Here is a 259-nt window from a genome sequence, read left to right on the forward strand (position 1 = left end):
TGATATTGAAGCAAATTTGAAGTTCTTAAGGACAAAGGACATGACGGACATGTGCCAGCTGATTGATGAAGCTGACCGCATTTTCGTCTACGGTTCTGGAAATGCGCAAAAGATATGCGCCCGCGACCTGCAAAGAATGTTTATTCCGCGTCATCGCTATCTTATTTTGATTGAAGACACGAATGAATTTAATCTGATGCGCGGGGATTTTAAAGTGAACGATCTGTTTATCATCATTTCTCTTTCCGGAGAAACACCG

Annotated in this window: 1 pseudogene; it reads left to right on the top strand. The window is 42.1% G+C overall.

What is annotated here, in order from left to right:
- Nucleotides 1-259: pseudogene (gene glvR / locus PU683_RS22280) on the top strand (MurR/RpiR family transcriptional regulator GlvR); the annotation flags it as partial.

It is taken from the genome of Candidatus Kosakonia sp. 282A-S69 (assembly GCF_029433855.1).
GTDB classification, from domain to species: Bacteria; Pseudomonadota; Gammaproteobacteria; order Enterobacterales; family Enterobacteriaceae; genus Kosakonia; species Kosakonia cowanii_A.